Source organism: Streptomyces sp. NPDC030222 (genome assembly GCF_055573115.1).
Genome location: NZ_JBVICA010000029.1, coordinates 16,381 through 39,887, shown reverse-complemented (window position 1 = coordinate 39,887; position 23,507 = coordinate 16,381). Strand labels below are relative to the sequence as shown.

The following is a 23,507-nucleotide window of genomic DNA, read 5'->3' as shown; positions in this document are numbered from 1 at the left end:
TGCCCAGGACCGTACGAAGACGTCGTGCCCAGGACCGTACGAAGACGTCACCGCCGCACCCGTCCCTCGGCGGCGCGCTCCGGCCCGGCAGCACCCCGGCCGGGCGCTCAGGCGGGCGGCGCGGTGGCCGGGCGGTGCCTGCCGCCGATGCCCTGCCGGTCGGCCGTCCGTGCCATGGCGCGGCGCACCGGGTCGGTGAAACCCCGCTCGACCGCGTCGTCCAGGAGTTCCAGTTCCGTGTGGACCTCCGGCAGCCGGTCGGCCGGCAGGGTGCCGAGCAGGCCCTCCAGCAGCGCACGGAGGTGCCGGCAGATCTGGATGGACGTCACCCCGTACTCGCGGATCTCGGTGACGGCGAGCTGGAGGTAGTCCTCCCAGGTGCGGCCGGGCACGACCAGGCGCGGGCTGCCGCCGGCGTCGACGAGCACATGGCGGCGGGAGAGCCGTGTCCTGCCGAGCACGTGGAGGAACGCCTCGATGTGGTTGAGCACCTGCACCGCGGACGTCGGGTCGTTCACGGCCGGGGAGAGGGCACGGATCGCGATGTCGACGAGGATGCGCAGCGCGAAGGCGGGGTCCTGCTCGATGGTCCGCTCCGCGCCGAGGGCGACGTGGCCCGTCACCGCCGCGGCGCCGGGCTCCCGGGTGCCCCCGAGGACCTCGACGAGGACGGCGCCGGGCGGTACGAAGTCGCCGACCTGATGGGCCAGGACGAACACGCAGTCGTGGTGCCCCGCGGCTGACAGCAGGCCGGCCACGTCGAAGGCCTGGATCGCTCCGCCGTGCTCGGACCGGATGTGCGTCACCGGGCCGGACGGCAGGACGAGCGCCGTGCCGTCCGGTGGCGTCAGACCGCGGGCGGCCTGCTCCGTATGGACGACGAGCCGCTGCCCCATGCGCGAGACCAGGTCGGCGATGGCCACCGGCCGGAGGTTGTGGGTGAAGCGGTTGAGGTAGACCAGCAGCAACAGCAGGCTGACGGCGACCGCGGTGCCGGCCAGGGTGACCCCCGTATCGGGGACCGAGTCCGCTTCGATGGTGCGCAGCAGGGAGAAGGCGAAGGCGAACGTCCCGGCAAAGGTGGCCAGTACGGCCTTCTGCAGGCGGTCGCGGTACCACAGGCGCATGTAGCGCGGGGACAGGGAGCCGGTGGCCTGCTGGACGACGAGGACGCCGATGGTGACGACGAATCCAAGCAGGGAGACCATGGCGCCGATGATGACACTGAGCACGCTGCTGGCCGTCGTCGCGGAGTAGTTCCAGCCGCCGAGCTGCCAGCCCGCGTCCTCCGCGGCGAGTGCGCCCTGGGCGAGGAGGACCCCGAGGACCAGTCCCAGCATCGGGACGATCCACAGGCTCGCCTTGGCGTACTGGCGCAGCCTGAAGCGGACTGCCCAGGACATCACGGTGCCCGCCCGGCGAGGGAGTTCCTCCCGGGCACCGGAACGGGGCTGGACGGCACGGGCGGCCTCCGGATGCGGCTCGGTCTGACGGCGGCGGTCGGCTGCGGCTGCGGACTGCGGCTGCGGACTGCGGCTGTCGGCTGCGGGCTGTCGGCTCGGCCGGGAGCTGTCGGCCCGAGGCTGTCGGCACGGGGCTCCCGGGCGCGCGTTCCACGGCCCCGAGGGGCGTACGGCCCGGATCCGGTCCGCGTCCCCGTGGTCCCGCCCGCCCGTTCCCGGCCGTGCGCTCCACCGTAATGCCGATGCCGGGCGCCCGCAGCGGAGGCGGGCCGCTCGGGAGGCCACCCCGAACATCCTTGCTTAAGCTGACCGGGCGGCACCGAAAGGGGCTCGTCATGGATGACTACCCGCTGATCGAGAACCACGGACTCATCGGTGACCTCCAGACCGCGGCGCTGGTGACCACGGACGGAGTCATCGACTGGTACTGCTGCCCGCGCTTCGACTCGCCCAGTGTGTTCGGCGCCCTGCTGGACCGGGCCAAGGGCGGGCACTTCTCGGTCGCGCCGGCCGACACCGCGTACACGACCAAGCAGTTGTACCTCCCGGACACCGCAATCCTCGTGACGAGGTTCATGACCGAGGCCGGTGCCGGCGAGGTGGTCGACTTCATGCCGGTGACCGGGCACACCGCCACCGCCCGGCACCGGCTCGTGCGCATGATCCGGTGTGTGCGCGGCACCATGGCGTTCAGGATCGACATCGTCCCCCGGTTCGACTACGGCCGGAAGCCGCACGAACTGCGCATCACCGAGCAGGGTGCCGTGTTCGCCTCCGACGGCATGGAGCTGACCGTCCACCCGGTCCGCGAGCCGGGCGACGAGCGGCTCATACGCGCCGAGCCCGACGGACAGGACCTGCACATGCTGCTCACCCTGGAGGCCGGTCAGCAACGGGGTGTGGTCCTGGAGTCGGACGCGGACGGGTCTCCCAGGGAGATCCAGCTCCCCGGGTTCACGCAGCTGTTCGACGACACGGTCCGGTTCTGGCGGTCGTGGCTGGGCCAGTCGCGGTACACGGGCCGCTGGAGGGAGGCCGTGGAACGCTCGGCCATCACCCTGAAACTGATGACGTACGCACCCAGCGGCGCCCTGGTGGCGGCCCCGACCGCCGGGCTGCCGGAACAGCTGGGCGGCGAGCGGAACTGGGACTACCGGTTCGCCTGGATCCGCGACTCCTCGTTCTCCGTGTACGCGCTGCTGGGCCTCGGGTTCACCCAGGAGGCAGAGGCCTTCATCCGCTGGCTGGGCAACCGGGTCCAGGAGAGGGCCGGCTACGGGAGCGAGGCCGAGGGCGACACCGGTCCGATGAACATCATGTACCGGGTCGACGGTTCCTCCGACCTCTTCGAGGAGATCCTGGACCACTGGGAGGGTTACCAGGGCTCGGCCCCGGTACGCATCGGCAACGGTGCGGCGACCCAGCTCCAGCTGGACATCTACGGTGAGGCGCTGGACAGCATCTACTTCGCCCACCGCCACGGGCTGCAGCTGGGCCACAAGGGCTGGACGGCGCTGCGCACCAACCTCGACTGGCTCGCCGACCACTGGGACCAGGCCGACGAGGGCCTGTGGGAGACCCGGGGCGGCCGCCAGGACTTCACCTACGGCCGGGTGATGTCCTGGGTGGCCTTCGACCGGGCGCTGCGGCTGGCGGGTGACACCGGCTGGCCCGCGGCGACCGAGCGCTGGAGCGGCGAGCGGGACAAGATCTACGACCAGGTCCTGACGCGGGGCTGGCACCCGGACCGCAAGGCGTTCGTCCAGCACTACGGCAGCGATGTGCTCGACTCCTCGCTGCTGCGGATGCCGACGGTCGGCTTCGTCACCCCCTCCGACCCCATGTGGCAGTCGACGCTGGAGGCGATGGACCGGGAACTGGTCAGCGACAGCCTGGTCTACCGGTACAACCCCGAGGCCTCGCCCGACGGGCTGCGCGGCTCCGAGGGCACGTTCTCGCTGTGCACGTTCATGTACGTCGACGCGCTCGCCCGGGCCGGGAGACTGGACCAGGCGCGGCTCGTCCTGGAGAAGATGCTGACGTACGCCAACCATCTGGGCCTGTACTCCGAGGAGATCGGCCTGACCGGACGCCAACTCGGGAATTTCCCCCAGGCGTTCACCCACCTGGCATTCATCGACGCGGCGATCACCCTGGACGCCGCGCTCAACCGGGCGAAATCGGCGGGACGTTGACAAGCCGCCGCACTTGACCTGACGCCCAGGATCCGCCGCACCCTGTCGGTGGGCCTGACGTAGTCCAGCAGGGGCCCGACCACGGTCGGGCCGGACACCACGAGGATCACCCCCACCATGCAGGCCACGGCGAGCGGGACACCGAACAGCGCCGGCATGAGCGCCATGGTGGCCCCCAGGTGACCAGTACGCCCAGCACGATCAGCCGGGCCACCACGCCACGGGTCCTGCCCCGGGGACGGCGCAGATCGAGGCCCAGTCCGGCGTCGTAGAGGATCACCGCCAGAGGGACACCAGCTGCGGGAAATCGGGCACCAGCTGGTCGGGGTGGACGACGTCGGTCAGCGCCCCCGCCGTGAAGCCCACGGGCAGCAGCACGATCAGTGCCGGGATCCGCAGCCGGCTCGCCAGGATCTGGGAGCCCACGGCGAGGACGACGGTCAGGCCGATGCCCAGGAGGATCTGGTCCTCGCTCACGGAGGCCTCACCCTTCCGGATCGGGCACGGTCGCGCCCCTGCGGGTCGGGCGCCGTCCCGCCCCGGCGGTCAGGCGCCGTCCGCAGGGCCGGCCGCACGGCCGCCCTCCGCGTCGCCGCGGCGCAGCTCGGCGTCGGTGAGGGACTCCAGCTCCCCGTGGGTGTCCAGCCAGTAGAGGAGGACGACGGCCGGTCCGACGAGCACCACGGCCACCAGGGTCACGAAGGCCAGCCAGCGCAGCGTCGTGGGATCGCCCGCGCCCTCGGCGACGGTCAGGGACGTGGGGACGAGGTAGGGGCGCTGCGCCATGCCCCAGGCGATCACGGCCGCGGCGACGACGCCGACGCCCGTGACCCGTGACCAGGCCCCCGAGGGGCGCAGCAGCAGCCACGCCGTGACGAACGTGGCAGCCGCGGCCACGATGACGAAGAACAGCCCGACGCCGTGGGTGAGCCCGTGCCACATGTGCGGGGCGTCGTCGCGGGTGACGACCAGGGTGATCACGGCCAGGACGGCGAGCACGGCGAGGGCCCCGAGTGCCCGCCGCCGGAAGTAGCCGTCGAGATCGGGTGCGTCGTACCGGCGGGCGTCCGCGGCCAGGAACACGGCGCCGAGGAACGCCGTCGCCGCGATGGCGAGCAGGCCGAACATGACGGAGGTGGGGTTGGACCAGGCCTCCGCCGAGGGCTCCGTGCCCGGTGCGGCCCGGCCTGAGGCGACGCCGCCCGCGGCCGCGCCGAGGAAGAACGGCGTGAGCAGCGAGGAGATCGCGAACACTGCCCCGTAGAGCCGGCGTCCGGCCAGCCGCTGGGCGGGCTTGCGGAAGGCGAATCCGGCGCCGCGCAGGACGAGGCCCAGGGCGGCCAGCGCCAGGGGCAGCCACATCGCGGAGAAGACGGACTGGAAGAACACCGGGAAGCCGGTCCACATGATGACGAGGACGAAGATCAGCCAGACGTTGTTGACCTCCCATACGGGGGCCATGGCGTGGTCGATCAGCCATCGGGGCCGCTTGCCGCGTGCGGCTCCGCCGGCGGTCAGGTCCCAGAAGCCCGCTCCGTAGTCGGTGCCGCCGGCGCAGGTGTAGGCGGCGATCGCGAGCAGCAGTACGACGGCGATGAGGTCGGCCATCATGACCGGCCGTCCCGGTCCCCGCCGGATCCGCCGCCGGCGGCCGGGGCGTCGCCGGCCGGGACCGGGGGGCGCGGGCCGTAGGGGGTGCCGGTCTCCGGTTCCTCCGCCGGGATGCCGGCCGCCTGCCGCTCGTCGGCGAGCCGCCAGCGGGTGCGCATCTTGAGCAGGATGACGAGGAACGAGCCGAAGACGAGCACGTACACCAGGGCCACCAGGCCGAACAGCACCCATAGCGTGGTGGAGCGGGTCGCGGTGACCGCTTCGGCGACCCGCATGTTCTGGTAGACGATCCAGGGCTGACGGCCCACTTCCGTGGTGATCCAGCCGCATTCGACCGCGACGAGGGAGGCGACGCCCGCACACGCGGCGCTGCGGTAGAACCACGGGGAGGCGGGCAGCCTGCGCCGGCGCAGCCAGACCAGGCCGTACCAGAGGGCGAGCAGCACCAGCAGGGAGCCGATCACGACCATGATGTCGAAGGCGAAGTGGGTGATGGTCGCCTGGGTGGCGTTCGGCCGGTCGCTCGCGGGCACCGACGTCAGCCCGGTCACCTCGGTGTCGGGGCTGAATCCGGCCAGGATGGAGTCGAGCTGCGGGATCTTGATGCCGCCGGAGACGCTGCCGTCCGGGTGCAGCCGGCCGAACAGGTACTCCGGTACGTGGGTGTCGGTCTCCCAGACGATCTCCATCGCCGCGAACTTCACCGGCTGCTTGTGGAACACCGACCGGGCGATGGCGTCGCCCAGCACGAACTGCACCGGCGTCAGCACCGCCGCGACGGTGAAGGGCACGGTGAAGCCGAGCCGGTGGTAGCGGTCCCGGCGGCCGCGGAGCCATCCGGCGGCGTAGACCCCGGCCACGACGTAGCCCGCGGTCACCAGCATGGCCACTACGAAGTGCCAGTACTGCGGCCCGAACATCGGGGTGAACACGGCCTTCCAGATCTGTACGTCGACGGGGTTGCCCTCGGCGTCCAGGGAGAAGCCCTGTGGAGTGTTCATCCACGAGTTGGCGGCCAGGATGCCGAACGCCCCGAGCAGCGCGGCGGCCGGCAGCGGCAGTCCCAGCAGGAAGTGGGTGCGCGGCTTCAGCCGGCGCCATCCGTACAGATAGATGGCGATCAGCACGGCTTCGAGGAAGAACGCCCAGGCCTCGACGCCGAATCCGATGCCGAAGACATCACCCCATCGCCCCATCAGCCCGGGCCAGAGCAGACCGAACTCGAAGGACAGCACGGTGCCGGTGACCACGCCGACCGCGAACTGCACCGCCATGACGGCCGACCAGCGCCGGGCCAGCAGCAGGGCGGTGGGATCGTCGTGGCGCAGGCCCCGGTAGTGCATGATCAGGGTGATGAAGGGCAGCGCCACCCCCATGGGCACCAGGACGATGTGCGAGGCCAGGGTGAAGGCCATGAGCCCTCTGGCCGGGAGCATTTGCGCGGGGGCGTCCGCCAGCAGATGGACCGTCGTGTGCATGGGTGCCTTTGCCGCTAGGAGGTGTCCGGCGGATCACGGCCGGGCCCGGTCCGCCCGACGCGGGAGGTCGGAGGGTCAGCCGCCGGTGGCGAAGCCCGGGTAGAGGGTCATTCCGCCGTCCACGTAGAGGGTGGCGCCCACCACGTAGTCCAAGAGGTCGGAGGCGAGGGCGACCACGGCGTTCGCGATGTCCTCGGCATCGCCGACGCGGTCGTACGGGATCAGCCGGAGCAGGTCCCGCTCCGCCTCGGGGGTCTCCCAGGCACTGCGGTTGATCGGCGTCCTGATGGCTCCGGGGGCGACGGCGTTGACCCGGATCCGGTGCGGGGCGAGCTCCTGGGCCAGGGTCTGCATCATCATCGCCACGCCGCCCTTGGAGGAGGCGTAGTTCACGTGCCCGGCCCACGGGATGACCTGGTGCACCGAGCTCATGCAGATGATCTTCCCGGCCGCTCGTGAGACCTCCGGGACCACGCCGCGCCTCAGGAACTCCTTCGCCGCCTCGCGGGCGCACAGGAACTGGCCCGTGAGGTTGACGTCCAGCACCTTCTGCCACTGGGCGAGGGTCATCTCGGTGAACGCCGCGTCGCGCTGGAGTCCGGCGTTGGCGACGAGGACGTCGATCGTCCCGAACTCCTTGACCATCCAGGCCATCATGGCGGTGACCTGGTCCTCCTGGGACACGTCCGCCTCGTAGGGCTCCGCGCGCACCCCGTACGAGGTGATCTCCGCGACGACCTTCTCGGCCTCCTCGCGGCCGGCGACGTAGTTCACGACCACATCGGCGCCCGCCTGGCCGAGGCCGATGGCCGTCGCCTTGCCGATGCCGGAGTTGGCGCCCGTGACCAGGGCCTTCTGGCCCTTGAGCAGGTGCGCCGGGATCACGCCCCGGGGTGCGCCCTCGGTGGAATTCACGACTCCGTGCCTCCTCGCTGCTCCTCGCCGCCCGGGCCCCGGGGGGCAGCGGGCCACGATGGGCCGGTCCGGGCGCCACAGAACCACCCGCGGGGCGGCGCGGCAGCTCCGGCGAGCTGGCGTTGGTCTGCCCGGCGGAGCATCTTCGCCCGGTCGGAGCACGGGCCGGCGATGGCGCGCGGGGGCGTCGCGGGCCGGGCGCGCGGGGGCGTTGCGGGCCGGATTGCGGATGGCGGGCGCGCGGGCCGGGTCGCGTAGGCGGGCGCCTGGGCCGGGTCGCGTAGGCGGGCGCCTGGGCCGGGTCGCGTAGGCGGGCGCCTGGGCCGGGTCGCGTAGGCGGGCGCCTGGGCCGGATGTCAGCCCAGGCGTTCCAGGAGGTGGTCCCCCGCCCTCAGGGCGTTGGCGATGGCCGTCAGGGACGGGTTGACCGCCCCGATACTCGGGAAGAAACTCGTGTCGACCACGTAGAGGTTGTCCAGTTCATGGGCCTTGCAGTCGACGTCCAGGGCGGAGGAGGCAGGGTCGGCCCCGAACCGCACGGTGCCGGCCTGGTGCGCGGTGGCACCGATCGGCATGCCCTTGTGCAGATAGATGCTGTGGGGCAGCAGATGGTGCTCGTACATGCCCAGACGGCCCAGCATCTTCTGGAGCTTGTGCCGCAGCCGCTGCAGACCGGCGATGTTGTTCTTCTCGTCGAGCGCCAGATGGATGCGCCCGTCGGCGTCCAGCGTGACGCGGCTGTCCGGCAGCGGCAGGTCCTCCCCGCACAGCCAGAAGTCGACGGCGTGGTGGGCCATCACCTCGAAGGGCATGTTCGGGGTGACCGCGCCGGCCCAGCGGGGTGCCTCGCCGTGGATCTGTTCGGCGTCCGACTTGCCGAGCATCTGGATCCCGCCCAGCGGATGGTCCCAGTCGTCCGCGCCGAGGTACCAGTCGTGCAGGGCGAGGGTCTTCTGGAACTGGGTGTCGTTGGGCTCCTTCGAGATCGCCATGAGGGCGAGGTTGTTGTGCCGCATGTAGTGGCGGCCGACCACGTCCGAGCCGTTCGCGAGACCTCGGGGGTGCTGGTCGTTGGCCGAAGCCAGCAGCAGGGCCGCGGAGTTGACCGCCCCGCAGGACACCACCACGATGTCCGCCGAGTAGCGGGCCTCCTCGTCGTCCGCGAGCCGGGCGACGACCGAGGTGACGGTGCGCCCGGTCGGATCGGTCTCCAGCCGGACCACGTGGGCGTTGGTGACCAGCTCGACGTTCGGGTGGCGCAGGGCGGGTTCCACGCAGATCACCTGGGCGTCGGACTTGCCGCGGACCAGGCACGGGAACCCGTCCACCCGGTTGCAGCGGATGCAGCTGCTGGACGGGGTGGCGCGGCCGTGTTCGTCCTGGACCAGGTCGACACCGATCGGCAGGTGGAACGGGTGCAGCCCCTGCTTCTCCAGGTCGTCACTCAACTGCTGGATGCGCGGCTCGTGTTCGACGGGAGGGTACGCGTACTGGGCGCTCACGGGCCCTTCCCAGGGGTCCTCGCCGTGCCGGCCGTGCACCAGGTAGAGGTGCTCGGCGCGGGTGTAGTAAGGCTCCAGGTCCTCGTACCGGATGGGCCAGGCGGGTGAGATCCCGTCGTGGTGGCGCAGCTCGCCGAAGTCCTCGGGGCGCAGCCGGAAGAGGGCGGCTCCGTAGAACTTGGTGTTGCCGCCGACGTAGTAGTTGACCTCGGGCGGGAACTCGTCGCCGTGCTTGTCGAACCAGAACTCCGGCGCGCGGTACTTGCCCCTGACGAACACCGCGGTGGAGTCCCAGTTGTCCCGCTCACGCGGGAGGTAGTCGCCGCGTTCGAGGACCAGCACCCGTTTGCCGGAGGGGGCGAGCCGGTGCGCGAGCGTACCGCCGCCGGCGCCGGTACCGATGATGATCACGTCGTAGTGGGGGGAGTCGCCCACGGCGGCCACCGTCCTTGCGCTCGCGGCCCCGGTGCTCGGACCGGGACCTGTGGCAGCTTTCCACCTCTTCGAAGTTATCCGCCCTTCCGGGTCGCGGCACCCGGGCGGCGGACCGGGTACCACCGGCCCGCGGTCACAGCACGGCGATCGGATTCACCGGGGAGCCGGTGGCCGCGGGCAGCCGCAGGGGGGCGACGACGCACAGGAAGCTCCAGCGGCCGGCCTCCTCGCACACCGGGGCGAGCTCCTCGAACTGCAGATAGTCCATCAGGTGCACCCCCATGGCGTGCATCGCCAGCACGTGCACGGGGAAGGCCACCCCGTCCACCGCGCTGGGGGCGGTGTCGTTGTTCCCGTCCGAGCCCAGTACGGCGACGCGCCGCTCGGCCAGGAACCGCATCGCCGTCGGGTGGAACCCGGCACGGGCCTCCGCCGCGTTCCACGCCCCGAGCCGCCGGCGCCGGTGGCGGTGTCCCACCCGTACGAACAGCAGGTCTCCCGGCCCCACCCGGACCCCCTGGGCGGTCTCGGCGGCGGTGAGGTCACCGGCCGTCACATGGTCGCCGGGTTCCAGCCAGGGGACACCGCGCAGCCGCGGTACGTCCAGCAGCACTCCGCGGCCCGCGATCCCGTCGTGGACCAGGTCGAGCGACAGCTCGCCGGCGCCGTCGGGTGTCACACTGCTCGCCGGCACGCCGTCGAAGAGCTCGCCGTCGAAGACCACATGGCACAGCGCGTCGAGATGGCTGTCCGCGTCGCCGTGCACGTTCATCGCGAAGCGGTCACGGGCGAACTGCAGCCCGCCGGCACCGAGGTCGTCCCCGGCGGGTCCGGTCATCCGGTGGCACGCGGGATCCGGGTTGTCCGGCCCGGGCTCGGTCTCGATGGGCGCGGCGAGGGACACCGTGCGCCCGGACCGGACCTCGCCGGCGGCGGCCACCACGCGTTCCTGCGTCAGATGGCACAGGGCGCCGGGCCGGGTACCGGTGGCGTCGTGGCGGGCCTCGGTGCGCAACTGCTCGTACAGGTCCCGGAAGGCGGCCTCCGACATGGGCTCGGCGGCCCGGGGGTGCTGGTGCCCGGTCGTCATGGTGTCCCCCAGGGTTCGAGACCCCACCGGAGCTCGTGATGGTCGTCCGGCTCCAGGGTGACGAGGTCGGTGCCGCTGCGGAAGGCGTCGGCGGGGCAGGTCATGGGCTCCACGGCGAGCCCCCGTCGCCGCCGCGCCAGCTCGGACAGGGTGTCACCGGTGTACACCTGCACGTACCGGACGGCCTCGTCCAGCCGTAGGTCGACACCGTGCCGCCCCGACGGGTGCGCCAGCCGCACGACGGCCCAGCCGTCGGTGCCGCGGTCGAGCCCGGTGAAGGCGGTGTCCAGCTGCTGGTCGCCGACGGGCCGGGCGGTGCGGAAGTCGTACGCGCCGCCCTCGACCGGCGTCCGGCCCACCGGCAGGCCCTGCTCGTCGGTGGGCAGCCGGTGCCGGGCGGGCACGGTGAGCAGCACGGTGTCCACCAGATGGGTCCCCACGGTCAGGTAGGGGTGCTGGCCGGCCCCGTAAGGTGCCGGGAGATCCCCCGTGTTGGTGGCCGTGACGGTGACGTCGAGGCCCCGTGGACCGAGCCGGTAGTCCGCGTGGACCTCCAGCCTGAAGGGGTAGCCGGGCTGGGGAAGCAGCATGGTCCCCACCCGGATCCGGTCCTCGATGCGGGCGAGCAGCTGCCACGGGGTCCAGCGCAGCAGCCCGTGGATCGCGTTGTCCTTCTCCGGTTCGGTCAAGGGGAGTTGCAGCTCGCGGCCGTCGAAGCGGTAGCGGCCGCCGCCGATGCGATTGGGCCAGGGGACGAGCAACTGGCCGCGGCCGCCGGTGATCTGCTCGTCAGCGGTGAACCCGTCGAGCACCGGCCTGCCGTCGACCTCGTAGCGCCGCAGGGCGCCGCCCTGCTGCACCACGACGGCCGACTGCCGCCCGTGGCGCAGCTCCCACTGTTCTCCTGTGGCACCGGCGGTCATACGCGTCTCCTCGATCGGCGCGGTACGGGCGGCGGCCGCGGCTGCGGGCGGGTCGCCCGGCGCCGTCTCCTCGGTGGGCAGGGCCCTGTCCTCGGTGAGCAGGGAGAGGACGGCCGCCACCACGGACTCCGCAGGCTGGTCGATCTCCACCACGCACGGGTGCTCGGCGGGCCCCGGCTCCTCCAGGTCCACGAACTGGCTGTCCAGCAACGCCGCCGGGAAGAAGTGCCCGTGCCGTTCGGCCAGACGGGAGCGGATGAGCTGCGGCGAGCCGTGCAGATACACCAGCCGCACACCGGGCCGCCCGCGGAGCAGGTGGTCGCGATAGGCGCGCTTGAGTGCGGAACAGGCGATGACGGCCCGCTGCCGCGCCGCGATCCGCTCATCCGTCCAGGCGGCCACGGCGTCCAGCCACGGTCGCCTGTCGGCGTCGGTGAGCGGCCGGCCGGCGGCCATCTTGGCGCGGTTGGCCGGGGAGTGGAAGTCGTCGGCGTCCCGGAAGATCCGGCCGAGCCGGTCGGCGAGCAGCCGCCCCACCGTCGTCTTCCCGGCCCCGGACACGCCGACGACCAGCACCACGGGGGCCGTCACCGGGTCCGGCACACCGGGTGCCGGGCCGCGTGACGGCCGGGGTGTCAGCCCTTCCGGACTCTGGGAGCCGTGCACAGTGCCCAGATGACGTAGAAGTCGACCGCGAGCAGCACGAACGCCCAGAACGGCGCGTACGGCACCCACAGGAAGCTCGCGATCAGGCCCAGCGCCGCCAGCACCACGCCGGCCGTCCTCGCCCAGGGGGCGGCGCCCAGGAGCACGGCGACACCCGTGACGATGATCAGGATGCCGAGGATCAGGTGGATCCAGCCCCACGCGGCGATGTCGAACCGGAACACGTAGTGGGGTGTGACGACGAACAGGTCGTCCTCGGCGACGGCGGAGACGCCCGCGAAGAAGGACAACAGTCCGCCGAACAGCATCAGTACCCCGGCGAAGACCAGCCGGCCACTGGTCGTGCCGTCGTTCGGAGGACGCTGCTCCGTGGTGCCCGGTCTGGATCCGCTGACTTGACTCGCCATGACGGTCGCTCCTTACTGACGGGGTCGCGGGATGTGCGGTGGCCCTCGGGCTCGGTCGGGAAGTGCGGGCTCGGTGGACGGTCGTGCGCTGTGGCGGCGGTGTCGCCGGCTGCGTGCGGGGGTCCGGTGGGCGGGGGTCCGGTGGGCGGGGGTCCGGTGGGCGGGTGTCCGGTGGGCGGGTGTCCGGTGGGCGGGTGTCCGGTGGGCGGGTGTCCGGTGGGCGGGTGTGCCCGTGCGCTCCTCGGCGCCGGGGCCGGCAGGGTTCGTGACGAGGTGTGTCCGGGAGTCGACTCCTCGGCGGCACGGCTCGTGACGGCTGGGACCGCCCGTAGGCGACAGGGCCGTCCCGCGGACCTCGGCTGGGCGGCAGGGCAGGAGCGACCTGCGGCCGCCGACGGCCGGGAGCTGCCTGAGCCATCCGGAGCCGGGGAGCGGCTGCCGCCGCGCCCGACCGGCGCCGACCGGCCGACCCTTCCGCCGCGGGCAGCAGGAGCAGTGCTTCCGATCGTTCCTGGAAACGGCCACGACGGGAGGGTGGCGGGCGCGCGCCGTGCCGTTCGAGCACGCCGAAACGATCGCGCCCGTGGGGCCACCACGGTGCGCCGCCCTCCGGCTCAGCCGAGGAGCTTGGCCTTCTGCGCCGCGAATTCCTCTTCGGTCAGCACACCCTGTGCCTTCAGCTCGCCCAGTTCCTTGAGCTGGTCGATCTTGCTGCTCATGTCGTCGACGAGAGGAGCCGAAGACGCGGCGGGCTCCTGCGCGGCCGGTGCGGCCGCTGCCTGCTGCTGCTCCTCCTGCTGTGCCCATCGCCCCGCCTGCCGCCGGGACACTCGGTTGGACACCGCGGTGGCGGTTCCAGCGATGACGGCGGTGCGGGCGACGCCGCGAATGAGTCCGGGCATGTTCACTCATCTCCCAGGTGCGCAGAGGGGCGGACCGGCACGGAACCGGTGCGCGTGCCGTTCGGCGGTGCTGCTCGGGCCGTTCAGGCCGCGGCCGTTCGACCGGGACCGGACTCCTCCACGGCGTCCAGCGACGCCAGCAGGGCCTGGACGGGGATGCGGCCGCTCGCCACGAGCTGCGCGCCGCTGCGCCGCATGGCCCGGGCGAAGGGTGCCGCCCAGAGGTTCTCGTAGATGAGGATCCCGGCGGAGTTGCCGGGTTCCAGCGCGGTCCCCGCCTCGTCGATGTCGCCCTGGTCCAGCAGGCCGGCCGACGCGCCCTCGAAAACCGAGAGGTCGGTCTCGTCGCCGAGGTCCGCCATTTCCACCGCGGTGACCGAGCCGTCGAGGTCCTTGCGGACGAAGACCAGGTCGAGGATGCGGATGATGCCGCGGTCGACCAGGTCGAGCAGGAGGGGGAAGCCCTCGCCCGTCATACGGTTGCCTGGGAATTCGACGACCAGGTAGTCGACGGGTCCCATCTCTTCCACGTCGTCGGTCATGGTCGCTCCTCACGCGCGGATCGGGGGGGCCGGGCCTCGGCCGCGGCACCTCCCGCGGACTGCGGCGCCCGCCGCGCGGGCGGCGGCGTCCGGCCCAGGGGGTGTCCGGTGGATCACGGCCGGGCCCGGGGCGCCCGGCACCGCGGCCTGCGGTGTTGCCGTCGGTCGCCGATGCTCCGCATCGACTCCCCTGCCTTCGGTGGGAGCCTCGTCCTCCGCCTTGCAGTCCACGGCACCGGACGACCCGGGCTGTCCGACCCTGATCCACCGGACACCCCTAGCAGTCATTGCAGCATCCCGGGGAGGGCTTCGCACGTCGTGCCCCGCCGGTCGTCCCGTCCACTGCGGGCGTCCCGTCCACCGGTCAGGTCAGCTGGTAGAGGCTCTTCCCCGTGAGCCACAGGCCGACCACGAGGCAGATGATCACCACGGCCCGCTGCTCGTGGTCCTCCAGCCAGGTGCGCAGCTGCACCAGCCGGGCCTGGGCCGCCTCCTGTCTGACCACCACGTACAGCTCGGTGGACAGCAGACTGGCGGTGGCGAGGACGCAGAAGCCGAACAGCGCCAGCCACGACGAGAGGTGCGACAGGTCCGCCTCGACGACTGTCGCGGCCCCCGCGGCGACCATGCCCCAGGGCTGCAGCAGCACGGCGAGTCCGGCCGCCGCCCACACCGAACTGCTGTCCATCCGGGACGTCATGGACGCGGACGTCCGGGAACGGGTCGTCGTGCGGGGCGTCTTGTCCGGGGGCGCGGGGCGCGCGTCCGCGGATCCGCCGGGCGGTCGTCCGGCGACAGGACCGGTCCCGCCGGATACCGTGGCGGCGGGCGGCGCCTGCGGGGCCGACCTGAGCCGCCCGCGCCGGTACACGCCGTAGAGGACGAGCAGGACTCCGACGGCGAGTTTGCCCACGAGCGCCGCCGTGGACGGCGGCGACCGGGGCGGCGGGGGCTGTCCGCCGGTCAGTGCCAGGACCAGTGCGATCACGGCGACGAGACAGGCCAGCCAGCCCATGATGAAGGCCAGGCCCTTCCACACGCCTCGGGCGGACGCCACCACGAGGACGAAAGCCATGATCGGCAGCGGGTCGAGGGTGATGCCCAGCGCGATGAAGAGCAGGTCGAGGACCATGTCGGGCCAATCGTGCGGTGACGACACGAGACTATGCACGGGCCGCGGGCGCGCCACTCCGGTCCGGCACGCCTGCCGCCGCCCGGGATGCCCGTGGGCCCCGTATCCCCCAGTCTGGACGCAGGGAAGGAGCGGGCCATGACGACTTCCGGACCGGTGCCGCCGAGGGTGGGAAACCCGGGCCGCCCGCCCGGGCCGGGTGCGGTACCGGCCGGCTGATGCCTGCGGCCGATCCGGGGGACCACCGCGCGCGGGCGGACGAGGGGACCCGCGCCGACGCCGAGGGGACCCGCGCCGCGGAGGAGGCCCGCGCCGCCAGGGGGGCCAGCGCCGCGGAGGAGGGCGCGGCCGCACGTCCTCCGGGCTCCGTGCTGCGGCCGTCGCGGTGGCGCGGCCGGACGCAGGAACTCACCGCGGCGGCCAAGCGGACGCACCGGCGCGCGGAGGTGCGCTTCCCGGTGATCACGCATCTCGCCGACCGTCTGGTGACGGTGAACATCTTCGACTCGGCGACCCGGCTGGCGGCGCAGTGCTTCCTGACCGCCGTGCCGTTGCTCTTCCTCGTCGGGGCGTTCGCTCCCAAGGCGGTGCGCGATCAGCTGGTCAGTTCGGTGCGTGCGGTGTTCGGTCTCACGGGCGTGGCGAACGCCCAGCTGCAACAGGTGCTCGTGACGCCGACGGAGGACCTCCGCGAGGTCACCGGGGTGGTGGGCGGGCTGATGGTGCTGCTCTCCGCGACCGCCGTGAGCCGGGCGATGCAGCGGCTGTGCAAACGGGCCTGGGAGATACCCCGGGCCGGCACCCACCTCGCCCCGTGGCGGTGGCTGGCGTGGATCGCGATCTGGCTCGGAGTCGTGATCGTTCAGGGGCCGGTGCGCGACGGGTTCGGTCTGGGACTGTTGCTGGGCGTCCCGCTCACACTGGTGCTCCAGACCGGCCTGTGGTGGTGGACCCAGCATCTGCTGCTGGGCGGTCTGCTGAGCTGGCGGCCGCTGCTGCCCGGTGCCGTCCTCACGGCGGTCACGGGCACCGCCCTGACGGTCAGCGCACGGTTCTACATGCCGCGGGCACTCGACCGCGCGCTGGCGGAGTACGGGTCGGTCGGTTCCGTCTTCGTCCTGCTCTCCTGGCTGATCGTGGTGTGCGTGGCCGTGGCGATCAGCATCACTGTGGGCGCCGTGGTGGCCCAGGAGCCCCCGCTGGACCGCCGCCTGGGGAGTCCGCCTGCACGGTGGAGCCGGGCCGAGGATGCGTGACGGGACCGGGGCGGGGCCGGACCGGGGCACCGGGCAGGCGGCGCGGATGCGGGAGGCCCGACAGCCCGTGGGAGCGGCGGGGTGACGCGTGCCGGAGACGGATGACGGCGCGGAGGCCGCCGCCCGTGGCGGGGAACAGCGCGGCCTCACCTCCGCAGGCCAGGGTGAGGCGCCGTACGAGCGCGAGGCCGAGTCCGGTGCCTCCCTTGGGCGCGTCGGGGGCGCGCCAGAAGCGGTCGAACGCACGGATGCGCTGCTCTGCCGTCATGCCGGGGCCGCGGTCCGCCACGCTCAGCTCCGCCCACGTGGTCGTGAGCCTCCGCGAGACGGTGACGGCGCTCCCCGCGGGGGCGACGCGCAACGCGTTGGAGAGCAGATTGTCCAGGATCTGTTCGAGGGCGCCGGGGACCGCGAGGACGGAGCCGGCCGGTCTGCCGGTGCGAGTGAGGAGGAGGCACACGCCCTGCTGCGCGTAGAGCCCGGACCAGGCACGGGTCCGCTCCTCGAGCACCGGGTCCAGGCGGACGGGTTCGGGCGTGAGCGCGGTCTCCTCCAGCCGGGCGAGGGCGAGGAGCTTCTCGATCATCCCGGCCAGCCTGTCGGTCTCGGCCGTCGCGGCCCGCAGGTTGGCGCGCGCATGTGGCGGCACGTGGCGTTCCATGACCTCCAGACGGAGCCGGAGCGCTGCGAGCGGGGTCTTCAACTGGTGGGAGGCTTCGCCCGCGAAGGCGCCCTGTGCGGCGAGGAGGTGCTCCAGCAGGGCCGCCGTACGGTTGAACGTGGCCGCCAGACTCCGTACCTCGGGCGGCCCCGTCGTCACCGAGGCCGACGTGGACAGGGTGCCGCCGGCCAGGGTGTGCGCGGCGCGTTCCAGTTCGCGGATGGGGCGGCCGATCCAGCGGGCCAGGGCGAAGGCGGCCACGGCGGCAGCGGCCAGCACCCCGGATCCGCCGAGCGCCAGCACCAGCCACACCCGGTGGACGCCGTTCGCGGTCGCGTCGGTGGGGACCGTGAGGTGTACGGCGCCCAGCAGTGCCGCGCCGTGCCGCACCGGAACGGCAACCGACAGCCATCGGACGCCGCCGATGGTGGAGGTGCGCACGGTGGCCCCGTCGCTGCCGAGCAGCGCGGCGGAGATCTCCGGGCGCCGGGCCAGCCCGGCCCGTCCGCGGCGGTCCAGCGCGCGCGAGCCGGCGAGCAGGGCGCCGCGCTCGTCCACGACCAGGACACGGCCGCCGATGCGGTCCGCGCAGTCGCCGACCCGGTGGGCGAGTTCCTGGGAACGGCCGTAGGTGAGCGACAGGGCGGCGTAGCCGGCGATCGACTCCGCCTCCTCGGTGGCGGCGTGGGTGGCGCGTTCGCGTTCGGCACGGGAGTAGACGTAACCGAGCGGGATCTCCAGACACGCCAGCACGAGTGCCACAAGCGTCAGGTAACTGAAGAGCAGTCGGCGTGTCATCACGGCCCCGGCTGCGGGGGGACGCCGTCGCGGTGCGGACGGACGGCGAGGCGCAGGCCGACGCCGCGCAGGGTCTGGATCCATGACGGATCGCCCAACTTGCGGCGCAGGGTAGCGACATGGACGTCGAGGGTCTTGGTGGGGCCGTGGAAGTGGGGATCCCAGACCCGGTCGAGGATCTCCTGGCGGGAGTAGACCGCGCCGGGGTCCTCGGCCAGCAGGGCGAGCAGGTCGAACTCCTTGGGCGTGAGCGTGACCGGCTGTTCCCCGATCCACACCCGGCGGGTGCGGCGGTCCACGACCAGGGCACCGCCCGTGGTGGAGGGCGGCCGTACCTGCCCGCTTCCGGATGCGGCCGCCGGGTCCGGCGGCGGGGCGACGGGCAGGGATTCGGTGTCCGGCCACGACGAGGCCACCGTCGGCGCCGGGGATCCCGGCCGGCGCGACGCGGATGTACGGGGTACCGGGATCACCGGCGCGGGCGGCTCGCCGGCCGGTGCGTGCGGCACCGGCTCCCGTGCCGGGGAAGGCCACGGTACGGGCACCCGTGACGGCGCGTCATGCGGCAGGGGTGCCTCGGGCACGAGCGGCTGCGGCGCCGGTGTGCGGGACGTCGCCGGTCCCGCGGGCGCCGGCGGCTCGACGACGGGTGGGGTCGGCACGGACGACGCGCCCGGCGGCGTCGCGTCAAGCGGTACCGGCGCCGCGTCGGACGGCGTGCCCGCCGGGCCGGCGGGCCCGGCGGCGCGGGACCGGGACCAGGCGGCCGTGCGACGCGTCACGGCCCGGATGCGGGCGACCAGTTCACGGACGCTGAATGGTTTCGCCAGATAGTCGTCGGCACCGAGCTCCAGGCCCAGCACCCGGTCGGTCTCCGATCCCCGCGCGGTGAGCATGATGACCGGCACGTCGGAGACCTGGCGGATCGCCCGGCAGACGTCCAGACCGTCCATGTCGGGGAGCCCCAGGTCGAGCAGCACGATGTCGCCGTAGGGGCCGCTCAGACCGGCTGCACCGGTGGACACGTGACTCACCGTCAGTCCGTACTCGGCGAGTGCCTCCACAAGGGGCTCGGCGATCGTCACGTCGTCCTCGATGAGCAGGGCCCGCAGGGTCATGGAGTTCCGTCTTTCCGTGAATCCGGAGTAAATCCTGAGTAAATCCGCACAGCACGAATTCCCGAAAGTCCACACCCCGGGACGATCACCGTACATTGCCCGATTCAGCGGCACCCGAGTACGCGATCAATGGGAGACACATCACAGCGCCCGACCCAATTCTGGGCTGCCGCTAGTGTTCCTCTAACCTTCGCCTTGCATGGCTCTCCCTACGGTGTTGAGGCAGTTCGAGGCCACAACCAACCCACTGGGGAGGCATCATGAAGGCCCTGCTCGAGCACGCCCGGTCGTTCCGCCGCCGGGCGGATTTCGAAAGCCGCACATACCGGAAACTCGCCGAGGGGCAATTTCCGGAGGCACTCTTCATCTCCTGTTCCGATTCCCGGGTCATCCCCGCGCTGATCACGGGTGCACGCCCCGGCGAGGTCTTCGAAATGCGTAACGCGGGCAACATCGTGCCCCCGTACGGACGGCGCCTCGTGTCCGGGGAGGCCGCGACGGTCGAGTACGCCCTGGAGGTGCTGGAAGTCCGCGACATCGTCGTCTGCGGCCATTCGCACTGCGGCGCCATGGGTGCGCTGTCCTCCGGCAGGGATCTGTCCGCGCTTCCCATGGTCGCCGCGTGGCTGGAGGCCGTGCGGCCCGGACTGGTCCGCTTGCCGGACCGCGTCCCGGACGGCCGGGACGGCACGGCTTCCGCCGGGCGCGACGAACTCCGGGTCACCGAACTGGCCCAGCTCAACGTACGCGTACAACTGGACGCGCTGCGGGGATACCCGGCGGTGCGGCGACGGCTGTCGGAAGGACTGCTGCGTCTGCACGGCTGGTACTACGAAGTGGACACCGGCGCGCTGTGGGAACTGGACGAGGACGGCGACGGCTTCCGGGTGCAGGCGTGCTGACCCCCGCCCAGGACCGGCGGCACGGTCCCGGACAGGGCCAGGGGTACTCGCAGCGGGCCGGCCAGGACCAGGGACAGGACCGCGGCGGCACGGATCACGACGGTCCCGGGCAGCGGAGTACGGGCGGACGCGGACGGCACCGGGCCGCGCGGCGCCCCGGTCGCAGGCCGAACCGGCTCCGCAGCCCGTACGGTCATGCACCCCCGTCCCGGGGAACCCTCCCGGCACCGCCCGCACCCGACGGCCAAGAGCGCGGGTCCCCGCAGGTCGACCGGGTCGCGCAGAAGGGCGCCGCGCCGCGGGACGGCAACTCCCGGAAGGTGGGCCTCGCCACCGAGATCACCGCCTCCTTCGTCGTCTTCCTCGTCGCACTGCCCCTGTGCATCGGCGTGGCCGTGGCGTCGGGTGCGCCTCCCGAGACGGGCATCATCTCCGGTGTCGTCGGCGGACTGGTCGTCGGCATGGCACGCGGCAGCACCCTCCAGGTGAGCGGGCCCGCGGCGGGGCTGGCGGCGCTGGTCGCGGAAGCGGTGCTGGAGCACGGCCTGGCCGTGCTCGGCGTGATCGTACTGGCGTCCGGTGTGCTCCAGATCGGGCTCGGTCTGATCCGCCTCGGCCGGATGTTCCAGGCGATCTCCGTCGCCGTGGTGCAGGGAATGCTCGCCGGGATCGGGCTGCCGCTGATGTTCGGTCAGGCCTATCCGCTCGCCGACGCGAAGGCCGTGGGGAAGCCGGTCGAGAACATGCTGGGCATCCCGGAGCTGGTCGCGAGCACCGTGGCCGATCCGCAGAAGTCGATCGCCGCCGGGCTCGGTGTCACCACCGTCGTCCTGAGCTTCGTGTGGAAGAGGATCCCGGGTCCCGTGGCCAAGGTTCCGGCGGCCCTGGTGGCCGTGGCCGGCGGCATGGCGGTGGCTTCGCTCCCGGGCGTCGACATCACCACGCTGAAGGTCGGCGATCTGCTCGCCTCGGTGAGGATCCCGGGCCCGGACCAGTTCGCGGCGCTGGCGTCCGGCTCCGTACTGGCCACCGTGGTCACCTTCACGCTCATCGCCTCGGCGGAGAGCCTGTTCACGGCGGCCGCCGTGGACCGCATGCACGACGGTCGACGCACCCGCTACAACTCCGAGTTGATCGCCCAGGGTGCGGGCAACACCATCTGCGGCCTGCTCGGCGCGCTGCCGATGACCGCGGTGGTCGCACGCAGCTCGGCCAATGTGCAGGCGGGGGCGAAGACCCGGCTGTCGCGGACGCTGCACGGTCTGTGGCTCCTGGCGTTCGCCATGCTGCTGCCGGGCGTGCTCGCCCTCGTCCCGATCTGCGTGCTGGCGGGTGTGCTGGTGCACAGCGGGTGGAAGCTGTTCGCACCGGAGGAGTTCCCCAAGATGTGGCGCCAGGACCGCGGCGAGTTCGTGGTGATGACCGTGACCACCGTCGCGATCGTCGCGACCGCCCTCCTCGAAGGCGTCCTGGTCGGTCTCGCCGCGGGCATCCTGCTGGCGGCGCTGCGGATGTCCCGCACCTCCGTGCACACCGGTGTCGAGGGCGACACCGCCGAGCTCGTCCTCACGGGCAACCTGACCTTCCTGCGGCTGCCGAAGCTGATCGACGCGCTGGACGACGTCGCGGCGGCCGGGACGCCCCGGATACGGCTCGATCTCACCGCGGTCGCGCACTGGGACCACGCCGCCCGCAGTCAGATCGACGAGTTCGTGGCCCGGCAGAGCGGATCGGACGTGCGCATCGAAGTCCTGCACCCCGGCGCTCCTGACGCGTCGCCCGCCCTGCCCGGCCCGCCGGCGTCCGGTGAACAGCCGACGCACGGGAAGCAGTCGGCGTACGGAGAACGGTCGGCGTACGAGGAGCTGTCGGTGTACGGCAGCGGTCCAGGGCACGGGACCGGCCCGGGCGGCTCGGCAGGCTCGGCGTACCCGGCGTACCCGGCGTACTCGGCACGCTCGGAGGACCGGACGGACCCGGCGTTCGCTGCCGACTCGCCGCGTTCGGGGTATGCAGCGGTCCCGGCGGGGTCGGCGTTCCGCGCGGACGGGCAGGAGAGCGGACTGCCTTTGCGCTGACCCGTTTCGCCGGCCGGGGCGCTGCCACCGTCGGGTGGTGGCGCCCCGCCGCAGGGCCGGAGCGCCGAGTGGCGCACGGCCATCGGACACCCCGGGGATCCCGGGCCGGCCCGACTCGGAGGTGTCGGGGCTGCATCCCGGCACATCCTGCCGCATCCGAAACCGTCCGCGGCCGCCACGCCCCGCGACCCTGCGCCACCGCGCCTGCGAACAGCCGTCCGGAAAGTGTTATCCGCCGGTCGTGCCGCCCGTCTCCCAAGTGCCGGACGCACCGGCGACGTACTCAGGCACGAGAGCGGAGTCCCCCATGCAGCACAGCGACGATGAGACCCGGTTCATGGAGCCCGTGGGATCCGGAACCTCGGCGGGCGGGCGCGTCGGTCGGCGCCGGGCCGCCGGGGCGGGACGGCATGGGCGTCGCGCCGGGTCGGGGCCGCGGCCGGCTGCCGCCGTGGCGGGCGTGGGGGCCCTGGCCGCCGTGGTCATCGCCGGTGGGGCGTTCGCACTGAGCGGTCAGGAAGCCGGCACCGAGGCCACGCAGGGCGGGGCCGCCTCGGCCGTGCAGCAGGCCCCGGACGCCCCGGCGGGCACGACCGGCGAGCAGCCGGAGTCCGCGCCCGGCCCGGCCGCCCCCACGGCGACGCCGTCGACGGCCTCTCCCACCGCATCCCCGGCCACCCCTTCGGCCTCGGCGACGACGCCCACCGCCGAGAAGCCCGGCACCGCGAGCGCCACGCCCCGTACCCGGAACACGGACGAACGGTCCGCCACCACCCCCGCCAAGCGGAAGCCGCAGACCGCTCCGCCCACCCGGAAGCCGTCCGGCCCCCAGGGCGGCAGCGCCGTCACGGGCACGGCCGCAGGCTATGCTCAGCAGATCGCCGAACTGGTCAACGCCGAGCGCGCAAAGGCAGGTTGCTCGCCGCTGCGGGTGGACTCGCGGGTGCAGGCCGCGGCCCAGGCGCACGCGAACGACATGGCCGCGCGGGACTACTACGAGCACACGAGCCCCGAGGGTCGGAGCGCGGGCGACCGGATGAGGACCGCCGGCTACCCGGCCGGCAAGTGGGGCGAGAACATCCACAAGGGGCCGAAGGATCCAGCCACCGCCATGCGCGACTGGATGAACAGCCCCGGGCACCGGCAGAACATACTCGACTGCGGATTCAAGGACTTCGGCGTCGGGGTCAACCTCTCCGCCAACGGCCCCTGGTGGGTACAGAACTTCGGCACCCGGAACTGACGGCCGGAACGGCCGGAGCCGGGACCGGTGCCGCCTGCCCGTAGGTGCGGCGCCGGTCCCGCGTCACGCGTGACATCCACTCCTCTCAGTGACGTTCAGTACGCGAAGCGTGACCAGGATGGCGCAAACCCGCCTTGAGTCCGTGAGGCCGCGGCCAAAAGACTGCTCCTGTGCCCAAGTCGGACCGCCG

At 72.7% G+C, this 23,507-nt stretch carries 19 protein-coding genes; 5 read left to right on the top strand and 14 right to left on the bottom strand.

Going from position 1 to position 23,507, the window contains the following annotated elements; translation table 11 throughout:
* Positions 1 to 107: 107 nt before the first annotated feature.
* Positions 108 to 1,403, bottom strand: coding sequence for a DUF2254 domain-containing protein (locus ACZ4Z5_RS30415; protein WP_468268864.1), 1,296 nt, complete (start codon positions 1,401 to 1,403; stop codon positions 108 to 110).
* A 395-nt stretch (positions 1,404 to 1,798) separates the two neighbouring features.
* Between ACZ4Z5_RS30415 and ACZ4Z5_RS30410 the strand changes: the two genes are divergently transcribed.
* On the top strand, positions 1,799 to 3,658 hold the full coding sequence (locus ACZ4Z5_RS30410) for a glycoside hydrolase family 15 protein (RefSeq protein WP_468268861.1): 1,860 nt from the start codon (positions 1,799 to 1,801) through the stop codon (positions 3,656 to 3,658).
* Between the two features lie 276 nt (positions 3,659 to 3,934).
* Here the strand turns inward: ACZ4Z5_RS30410 and ACZ4Z5_RS30405 are convergent, their stop codons facing one another.
* From ACZ4Z5_RS30405 to ACZ4Z5_RS30355, 11 genes are all read right to left on the bottom strand, one after another.
* On the bottom strand, positions 3,935 to 4,135 hold the full coding sequence (locus tag ACZ4Z5_RS30405) for a hypothetical protein (RefSeq protein WP_468268859.1): 201 nt from the start codon (positions 4,133 to 4,135) through the stop codon (positions 3,935 to 3,937).
* Between the two features lie 69 nt (positions 4,136 to 4,204).
* Positions 4,205 to 5,269 carry a cytochrome d ubiquinol oxidase subunit II gene (locus ACZ4Z5_RS30400; protein ID WP_468268856.1) on the bottom strand — a complete coding sequence of 355 codons (1,065 nt, stop codon included), beginning with the start codon at positions 5,267 to 5,269 and terminating at the stop codon, positions 4,205 to 4,207.
* The gene (locus ACZ4Z5_RS30395; protein WP_468268853.1) at positions 5,266 to 6,747 is read right to left on the bottom strand and encodes a cytochrome ubiquinol oxidase subunit I; all 1,482 of its coding nucleotides are present in this window, start codon (positions 6,745 to 6,747) and stop codon (positions 5,266 to 5,268) included. The genes ACZ4Z5_RS30400 and ACZ4Z5_RS30395 overlap by 4 nt, the downstream gene beginning before the upstream one ends.
* Before the next feature lie 75 nt (positions 6,748 to 6,822).
* Complete coding sequence (locus tag ACZ4Z5_RS30390) at positions 6,823 to 7,662, bottom strand: SDR family oxidoreductase (RefSeq protein WP_468268850.1); 840 nt, start codon at positions 7,660 to 7,662, stop codon at positions 6,823 to 6,825.
* 356 nt (positions 7,663 to 8,018) lie between these two features.
* On the bottom strand, positions 8,019 to 9,599 hold the full coding sequence (locus ACZ4Z5_RS30385; protein WP_468268847.1) for a GMC oxidoreductase: 1,581 nt from the start codon (positions 9,597 to 9,599) through the stop codon (positions 8,019 to 8,021).
* A 133-nt stretch (positions 9,600 to 9,732) separates the two neighbouring features.
* Positions 9,733 to 10,689 carry a cyclase family protein gene (locus ACZ4Z5_RS30380; RefSeq protein WP_468268844.1) on the bottom strand — a complete coding sequence of 319 codons (957 nt, stop codon included), beginning with the start codon at positions 10,687 to 10,689 and terminating at the stop codon, positions 9,733 to 9,735.
* Positions 10,686 to 12,203 (bottom strand): gluconokinase, GntK/IdnK-type, encoded by a 1,518-nt coding sequence (locus tag ACZ4Z5_RS30375; RefSeq protein ID WP_468268842.1) that lies wholly within the window; start codon positions 12,201 to 12,203, stop codon positions 10,686 to 10,688. Before ACZ4Z5_RS30375 ends, ACZ4Z5_RS30380 begins: the two co-directional genes overlap by 4 nt.
* A gap of 44 nt (positions 12,204 to 12,247) precedes the next feature.
* Entirely contained in the window at positions 12,248 to 12,685 is a 438-nt protein-coding gene (locus ACZ4Z5_RS30370; protein ID WP_468268839.1) for a DUF7144 family membrane protein, read from the bottom strand.
* A gap of 614 nt (positions 12,686 to 13,299) precedes the next feature.
* The gene (locus ACZ4Z5_RS30365) at positions 13,300 to 13,587 is read right to left on the bottom strand and encodes an SHOCT domain-containing protein (RefSeq protein ID WP_468268836.1); all 288 of its coding nucleotides are present in this window, start codon (positions 13,585 to 13,587) and stop codon (positions 13,300 to 13,302) included.
* Between the two features lie 83 nt (positions 13,588 to 13,670).
* Positions 13,671 to 14,129 carry a DUF6325 family protein gene (locus tag ACZ4Z5_RS30360; protein WP_468268833.1) on the bottom strand — a complete coding sequence of 153 codons (459 nt, stop codon included), beginning with the start codon at positions 14,127 to 14,129 and terminating at the stop codon, positions 13,671 to 13,673.
* Positions 14,130 to 14,493: 364 nt separating this feature from the next.
* On the bottom strand, positions 14,494 to 15,261 hold the full coding sequence (locus tag ACZ4Z5_RS30355; RefSeq protein ID WP_468268830.1) for a GAP family protein: 768 nt from the start codon (positions 15,259 to 15,261) through the stop codon (positions 14,494 to 14,496).
* A gap of 218 nt (positions 15,262 to 15,479) precedes the next feature.
* Here ACZ4Z5_RS30355 and ACZ4Z5_RS30350 point away from each other — a divergent pair, with 218 nt between their 5' ends.
* Complete coding sequence (locus ACZ4Z5_RS30350; RefSeq protein ID WP_468268827.1) at positions 15,480 to 16,517, top strand: YhjD/YihY/BrkB family envelope integrity protein; 1,038 nt, start codon at positions 15,480 to 15,482, stop codon at positions 16,515 to 16,517.
* On the opposite strand, the gene ACZ4Z5_RS30345 is transcribed toward ACZ4Z5_RS30350, so the two are convergent.
* Complete coding sequence (locus tag ACZ4Z5_RS30345) at positions 16,426 to 17,976, bottom strand: sensor histidine kinase (protein WP_468268824.1); 1,551 nt, start codon at positions 17,974 to 17,976, stop codon at positions 16,426 to 16,428. The two genes, ACZ4Z5_RS30350 and ACZ4Z5_RS30345, sit on opposite strands and share 92 nt — an antisense overlap.
* The gene (locus ACZ4Z5_RS30340) at positions 17,976 to 19,094 is read right to left on the bottom strand and encodes a response regulator transcription factor (RefSeq protein ID WP_468268821.1); all 1,119 of its coding nucleotides are present in this window, start codon (positions 19,092 to 19,094) and stop codon (positions 17,976 to 17,978) included. Before ACZ4Z5_RS30340 ends, ACZ4Z5_RS30345 begins: the two co-directional genes overlap by 1 nt.
* Before the next feature lie 260 nt (positions 19,095 to 19,354).
* Between ACZ4Z5_RS30340 and ACZ4Z5_RS30335 the strand changes: the two genes are divergently transcribed.
* The 3 genes from ACZ4Z5_RS30335 to ACZ4Z5_RS30325 all read left to right on the top strand — a co-directional run bounded on the left by ACZ4Z5_RS30335 (position 19,355) and on the right by ACZ4Z5_RS30325 (position 23,317).
* Positions 19,355 to 19,996 carry a carbonic anhydrase gene (locus ACZ4Z5_RS30335; protein WP_468268818.1) on the top strand — a complete coding sequence of 214 codons (642 nt, stop codon included), beginning with the start codon at positions 19,355 to 19,357 and terminating at the stop codon, positions 19,994 to 19,996.
* A gap of 320 nt (positions 19,997 to 20,316) precedes the next feature.
* A complete protein-coding gene (locus tag ACZ4Z5_RS30330) occupies positions 20,317 to 22,074 on the top strand; it encodes a SulP family inorganic anion transporter (RefSeq protein WP_468268990.1) in 1,758 nt (585 codons plus the stop codon).
* 451 nt (positions 22,075 to 22,525) lie between these two features.
* The gene (locus tag ACZ4Z5_RS30325) at positions 22,526 to 23,317 is read left to right on the top strand and encodes a CAP domain-containing protein (RefSeq protein ID WP_468268815.1); all 792 of its coding nucleotides are present in this window, start codon (positions 22,526 to 22,528) and stop codon (positions 23,315 to 23,317) included.
* The last annotated feature ends 190 nt before the right edge of the window (positions 23,318 to 23,507 follow it).